Annotated in this window: 6 protein-coding genes, 1 tRNA gene and 1 rRNA gene; all 8 read right to left on the reverse strand. The window is 44.7% G+C overall.

Annotated elements, in window-relative coordinates; all coding sequences use genetic code 11:
- Nucleotides 1-3 precede the first annotated feature (3 nt).
- The 8 genes from D8790_RS06595 to rrf all read right to left on the reverse strand — a co-directional run bounded on the left by D8790_RS06595 (nt 4) and on the right by rrf (nt 6,660).
- A complete protein-coding gene (locus D8790_RS06595; RefSeq protein WP_125388030.1) occupies nt 4-2,247 on the reverse strand; it encodes a heavy metal translocating P-type ATPase in 2,244 nt (747 codons plus the stop codon).
- Nucleotides 2,240-2,689, reverse strand: a complete 450-nt coding sequence (locus D8790_RS06600) for a CopY/TcrY family copper transport repressor (RefSeq protein WP_125388031.1) — start codon at nt 2,687-2,689, stop codon at nt 2,240-2,242. Before D8790_RS06600 ends, D8790_RS06595 begins: the two co-directional genes overlap by 8 nt.
- Nucleotides 2,690-2,835: 146 nt before the next feature.
- Nucleotides 2,836-4,338: a zinc ABC transporter substrate-binding protein AdcA gene (locus D8790_RS06605; RefSeq protein WP_125388032.1), complete on the reverse strand. Its 1,503-nt coding sequence runs from the start codon at nt 4,336-4,338 to the stop codon at nt 2,836-2,838.
- A gap of 9 nt (nt 4,339-4,347) precedes the next feature.
- A complete protein-coding gene (locus D8790_RS06610; RefSeq protein WP_125388033.1) occupies nt 4,348-5,154 on the reverse strand; it encodes a metal ABC transporter permease in 807 nt (268 codons plus the stop codon).
- Nucleotides 5,147-5,857, reverse strand: coding sequence for a metal ABC transporter ATP-binding protein (locus D8790_RS06615; RefSeq protein ID WP_061910368.1), 711 nt, complete (start codon nt 5,855-5,857; stop codon nt 5,147-5,149). Before D8790_RS06615 ends, D8790_RS06610 begins: the two co-directional genes overlap by 8 nt.
- Nucleotides 5,854-6,297 carry a zinc-dependent MarR family transcriptional regulator gene (locus D8790_RS06620; RefSeq protein WP_125388034.1) on the reverse strand — a complete coding sequence of 148 codons (444 nt, stop codon included), beginning with the start codon at nt 6,295-6,297 and terminating at the stop codon, nt 5,854-5,856. Before D8790_RS06620 ends, D8790_RS06615 begins: the two co-directional genes overlap by 4 nt.
- 168 nt (nt 6,298-6,465) lie before the next feature.
- Nucleotides 6,466-6,539, reverse strand: a tRNA-Asn gene (locus tag D8790_RS06625).
- A gap of 5 nt (nt 6,540-6,544) precedes the next feature.
- Nucleotides 6,545-6,660, reverse strand: a 5S ribosomal RNA gene (gene rrf, locus D8790_RS06630).
- Between the last annotated feature and the right edge of the window lie 133 nt (nt 6,661-6,793).

The raw sequence follows: 6,793 nt of genomic DNA on the forward strand, positions 1-6,793 counted from the left end.
ATTTTAAAGTTTAAAGCGTCCTAGGCGCAGAGCATTGGCCACAACTGACACTGAGCTTAAGCTCATGGCCAGACCAGCCAACATCGGATTGAGCAAGGGACCGCCGAAAAGATGCAATAGTCCCATAGCAATCGGGATACCTAATGTATTGTAGGCAAAGGCCCAGAAAAGATTTTCCTTGATATTGCGGATGGTCGCCTGGCTGAGCTTGATAGCCTTGACTACATCCTGCAAATCACTATGCATGAGCACTACATCTGCTGACTCAATAGCTACATCAGCGCCTGATCCGATGGCAATTCCAACATCTGCCTGGACCAGAGCTGGAGCATCATTGATACCGTCTCCTACCATAGCCAGTTTTTTCCCAGCTTCCTGCAAGTCCTTGATAGCAGTAGCCTTACCATCTGGCAATACACCTGCGATAACTTTTTGGATTCCAGCTTTCTGGGCAATAGCTGTCGCTGTTTCTTCACGATCTCCTGTCAGCATGATAACTTCCAGCCCCATAGACTGGAGTTCACTCACCGCCGAAAGGCTACTGGATTTCATCTCATCTGCTACCGCTAAAATACCAGCCAACTGTCCATCTATTGCGACAAACATGGCTGTCTTCCCTTCTTGGGATAGCTCCAACAACTGGCCTTGAAAGGCACTGCTGTCAATGTGCTTTTCTTTCATCAGAGACTCATTACCGACCAGAAGATGCTTACCTTCAACCTGAGCAGCCAATCCTCGTCCAACTATGGCCTCAAAATGACTGACAGGCAGCAAGTCAAGTCCCTCCTCTTCAGCTGCTTCTAAGATAGCCTGAGCCAAAGGATGTTCAGAATGCTGCTCAGCACTGGCTATTAGCCGCAACAAGTCAGACCGATTAAAATCACTCAATGGCAACAGATCCGTCAGACTAGGCTTACCAACCGTAATCGTCCCAGTCTTATCAAGAACAATAGTATCCAGCTGATAAGCCGCTTCCAAAGCTTGTCCAGACTTAATCAGAATGCCATTTTCAGCCCCTTTACCAGTCCCAACCATAATAGCTGTTGGAGTGGCTAATCCCAGCGCACAAGGGCAGGCAATGACCAGAACTGCGATAAAGATTGATAGGGAAAAGCTAAGACTCTCATCTGCTAGAAAATACCAGCCAAGCGCGGACAAAGTAGCCAAGCTCAGCACGATTGGGACAAAATAGAGCGAAATCTTATCGGCCAAAGCCGCTATCGGAGCCTTAGAACCCTGTGCTTCCTCCACCAATCTGACAATCTGAGCTAAGGTCGTATCTGAACCCACCCTGGTTGCTTGGTAGTCAATACTACCATTTTGATTGATTGTGGCACTGGTAATAGTATCGCCGACCTTCTTTTCAATTGGGACACTTTCTCCAGTCATCATGGACTCATCCACAAAGGTCTGCCCCTCCGTCACAAGGCCGTCTACAGGCATACGCTCTCCTGGCTTGATACGGATAATGTCTCCAACTCGGATATCCTCTGTATCAATGGTCACAGGCTCTCCATAGCGAATCACTGTCGCCTGACTAGGCACTAGCTCAAGTAGAGACTGAATCGCCTGAGACGTTCTCCCCTTGGCTGAACTTTCCAGATATTTACCCAGAAGAACCAAGACAATAATCACTGCAACAGACTCAAAATAGAGCTGATGGACAAAGGGATGATGACCTAGAAAAACCTGACTGACCGAGTAAAGGCTGTAGAAAAATGCTGCGCTGGTCCCCACTGCAATCAAACTATCCATATTGGGATGTCGCTTGATAAGATTGCGAAATCCTCTCTGATAAAAGCCGCGCCCAATCCACACAGCAGGCAGAGTTAAAAGCAGTTGTGACAGAACGAAGACCAAAGGGTGCGCCATATGGTCCAAGAAGCTAGGCAGAGGAAGACCGACCATACTTCCCATAGAGATATAAAGTAAAGGCAGAGCCGTAATCAAAAGAATCAGTAACTCTTGTTTCTTTCTTCGTAATATTTGCGCTCTAGCTATAGCTTCTTCGCTTACATCAGACGGTCGGTCTTTGCCTTTCTCTTCTGCCTGATAACCAGCCTCGGCTACAACATCCAGCACTTGCTGACTGTCAAATCCTGCCTTAGGCAGCAAACTGAGACGTTCTGTCGCCAGATTGACACTGACATCCTCGACCGTTTCCAAGTCCTTGACCGCCATCTCTACCGTCATAGCACAGGCAGCGCAGGTCATTCCTGAGAGCTTGTATTCTTTCTTCTCACTCATCAATGCGCCCCTTTCCGTGACCGCAACGACATTGGCCTTGTGGGCAGTGGCATTTGATTTCCAAAGGAGCCGAAGCTCTCTTCTTATCAATGACTTGGCTGAGCCGCTCCAAGTCCCCTTGACTGAACTGACTTCTCTCAATCATCGAAATCAAAAGATCTCCGTGTTTAGTATTACAGATATTGTCAAAAAAAGCCTGCCATGTACTTTCCAGATGATCTGATTCTAAAATACGAGCATCATAGTAAAACTTGCCCTCGATTTTTTCCATAGCGATAAATTCTTTGGTCTTCAGACGATTCAAAAGGGTCTTGATGGTTGCCGGTTTCCAGGAAAAATCAGCTTCCAACCGCGCTATAATCTCTGTACTGCGACTGTGTGGATACGCCCATAGCACACGCATCACTTGCCATTCTGCTTGGCTCATATTTTGCTGTTCCATTGTTTAACACTTCCTTAACATTTACATTTGTAATTCGATTCTTTATTAGTTTACAATTGTAATCGTAATTTGTCAAGTATTTTTATCGTTATTTCCTGATATACAAAAAAGAAGGCGGGATAATCCCGTCTTCTTGCTTTATTCTATTAGTGTGCCAACATCTCTTGGGCGATTTCTTGACCGGTCAACTTACTTGGATAGTAGGTTGGCCAGTTTTCTAGCTTATCAAAGAGTGCTTCCTGGCTTTCGCCGCCATAGAAGATATGGAAGTGAGCTGCCTTGGTCGGTGCAATGTTGTGGTCGCTAAACTGAACATACTTGTACTGGCCAGCATCCGCATCTGTCGCTTCAAACATAAAGCGTACTCCACGATTTCCCTTAGAGTAAGTCAGAGTATGCTTACCAACGTATTTATACGTATATTTCTTGGATTTTCCATCTACCACAAATTCCATGGTCTTGTCTGTGATATTGATATTGGAAACATCCGTCTTATAGCCCTTGTCATAGTAGTCCTTGTATTCAGCAGCTGTCATTTTTCCAGTCAGCTTAGCCTTGTAATCAAAGACTTGATCCAGGGTACCGTCCTTCAGATAAGGGTAAACAGACTGCCACTCGCCAGCATAATCAGACAAGGTCCGATCCTTGACGGCACTGTCTTCAAAGTAGCCGTTTTGCACTGTCTTATCGTCTTCTTCTTTCTCGGCTGCAATCTCCGCTCCCTCTTGGTCAGTCGTTTTCTTGAGAGCCTTTAGATTGGACTGCATGATAGAAATATAGTCTGCTCCGTCCTTGGTCTGCTCTTCGGTCAAGCTTTCCAGCGGATTCAATACATCAAGCTCTACTCCTGTTTCCTTAGCCAAAGTGGAAGCCAGAGCCTGAGAAGCATTTTCTTCAAAGTAGATATACTTGATTTTATTCTTCTTGATGTACTCGGTCAATTCAGCCAAGCGTGAAGCGGATGGTTCACTGTCTGGTGAAAGTCCAGAAATTGGCACCTGCTTCAAACCATAGTCCAAAGCCAGATAGTTAAAGGCAGCGTGCTGAGTGACGAAGCTCTTTTGCTTGGCATTTGCCAAACCATCTTCAAATTCTTTGTCCAAGGCTTCTAACTTCTTGATATAAGCCGCTGCATTTTTCTCAAAAGCAGCTTTTTTGTCAGGATAGGCCTTGCTCAGACTATCTCGGATATGCTCCACCATTTTAATAGCCCGCTTCGGAGACAGCCAAACATGGGGGTCATATTCATGATGATGCCCCTCTTCACCATGGTCGTGGTCTTCTTCCTCTTCACCACCAGGCAATAGAAGCATATTTCCAGTCGCCTTGATAACTTTTTCTTCCTTATTTTTCAAGTTTTTTAGCAAATCAGGAACCCAAGTCTCCATGTTTTCATTTTCATAGACAAAGGCATCTGCATCCTGAATCGTCGCAACTGCCTTAGCTGAAGGCTCATAATCATGTGGCTCTGTACCAGCCCCGATTAGAAGTTCAACATTGGCCTCATCTCCAGCGACCTGCTTGGTAAACTCATAAACAGGATAAAAAGTCGTGACAATATTGAGTTTGCCATCTGCATTTTTTTGATTGGAACAAGCTACTAAGAAAATACTCAGTAAACCTGCTAATAGTAAACTAATTTTTTTCATTTTCTGCTCCTATTTTATAAATTTTTTGACCAGATTGACCAGCAAGAACAAGCTGACGAAGATAATCGTAATGCTGGCGCTTGCTGGCGTTTCTGCATAGTAAGAAATATAAAGTCCGGCAATCATACCAAAGAAGCCGATGACATTTGCCAGCAAAATAACCGACTTGAAATTTTTCCCAATCCGCAGGGCAATACTGGCCGGCAGGACCATAATGGTCGAGACCAGCAAGGCTCCCGCAGCTGGAATCATGAGGGCAATCGCAACACCCGTCACGATATTGAAAAGAATAGACATGGTCCGCACAGGCAGCCCATCCACAAAGGCCGTATCCTCATCAAAGGTCAAGATGTACATAGGCCGAATGAAGAGGAAAGTCAAGACAAGCACCACAGCAGCAATGACAAAAAGAGAAACCACCTGCTCCCTACTGATAGTCACAATAGAGCCAAATAGATACTGGTCCAGACTCATCGAGCTAGAACTCTTCCCCTTACTCATAACAATCAAGGAAACCGCTAATCCCGTTGACATGAGAATAGCTGTACCGATTTCCATGAAATTCTTATAGATAGTCCGCAGGTACTCCAAAAATACTGCTGCAATAATAACCACCACTACCGTTGTGAAGGTCGGTGACAAACCTAGAACCAAACCAAAGGCCACGCCTGCCAGAGAAACGTGACTGAGCGTGTCACTCATGAGGCTCTGCCGACGTAAAATAAGGAAAGTACCTAAAATAGGTGAGAAGAGGCTCATGGCAATAACTGCTAAAAAGGCTCGCTGCATAAAATCATAGGAAAATAGATTAAGCATGACTCACCTCCTGTCCGCTATCACTTTCATGCACATTGAAGCAGCGCCAAGGTGAGTCCTGATTCCGAACTAAATGAATGTTGCGGTCAGCATATTTGCGAACTTCCTCTGGATCGTGCGTAATCATCAAGACCGCTTTCCCGTGCTGATGAGCACTATGGTGCATGAGCTTGTAAAATTCATCCTTACTGCCTGAATCCATCCCTGTTGTCGGCTCATCTAGGACAAAAATATCCGGATCCGAAGCAAACATCCGAGCAATCACAGCCCGCTGCTTTTGACCACCAGAGAGAGAACCAATCCTCTTGTCCCGATGTTCCCACATTCCAACTGACTCCAAACTGGCCTTGATATGTTCCTCATCGTGTTCATTCAAACGACGAAACCAACCCTTGCGCGGATAGCGGCCAGATTTAACAAACTCATACACCGTACTAGGAAAACCTGCATTAAAACTAGCAATCTGCTGAGGAAGATAAGCAATTCTCAATTTCTTGCCTCTCTCATTGGTCTTGGAAATCTTGACCTCGCCATGCTTAGGCTGCAGAATCCCCAGACTAGCCTTGACAAGTGTCGTCTTAGCAGCCCCATTCTCCCCTGTCAAGGTTACAAACTCGCCACTATCCAAAAAGTAATGAATATGCTCCAACACAGGTTCCTTGTCATAGTAAAAGGACAGATTTTCCACTGTGATATATCTCATTTCCCAATTTCTCCAATCAAACCATCCAAAAATCTCACAATCACTTCTTGCTCATCAGAAGAAAATTGCTCTGCCAATCTCTGGTAAGTCTCCAAAGTATGAACATGATGATGTTGATGCTCTTCCGCAATCGGTCGTGCCAAATCAGTCAATCGATAAAAAGTCACACGAGCATCCTTCTTATCCTTGAATGTTTCCAACATCTTTTGCTCCACCAAAGCCTTAACAGCTTTAGTTACAGCAGCCTGGCTAACATTCAGTCTTTTAGCTAGATCAGAATTCGTAAAAGACTTCTGAGACAAGAGCATTAAAATATGTTCCTGCGTGTTCGTTAGCCGCACATCGCTCGTACAAGAGCCGACCAAGATTTCATGTTGATTCTCAGCTGTCAATATGACCTCATTCAAAAAATGATTAATTTTTTCTGCTAAATGCCCCATCCTTCGCTTCCTTTCTTAACCGGTTGAAACTTTACCGGTTAATTATACCACAAAAAAGAAAAGAGTCAAGTTCCAAGTATAGTAACACTCTGATTCTAAAACAATGCAAAGGCATCGATAGAGAGAAAGAAAAAAGAGCTAACTGCCCTTTTCTCATATGTTCATTTACTCCGCCAGTAGGACTCGAACCTACGACATCATGATTAACAGTCATGCGCTACTACCAACTGAGCTATGGCGGATAATAGCTAAGCGACTACCATATCTCACAGGGGGCAACCCCCAACTACTTCCGGCGTTCTAGGGCTTAACTTCTGTGTTCGGCATGGGTACAGGTGTATCTCCTAGGCTATCGTCACTTAACTAGCTGAATTAACTTGCAATATCTTATTGCCTTGTCAACTCAAAATTGAATAACTACTCAAACCTCACAATACTTGCCAAAAGCTGCGCTCAATGAAAATTGGATAAGTCCTCGAGCTATTAGTATTAGTCC

Origin of the sequence: Streptococcus cristatus (assembly GCF_003943535.1) — a bacterium.
Classification (GTDB): Bacteria; Bacillota; Bacilli; order Lactobacillales; family Streptococcaceae; genus Streptococcus; species Streptococcus cristatus_L.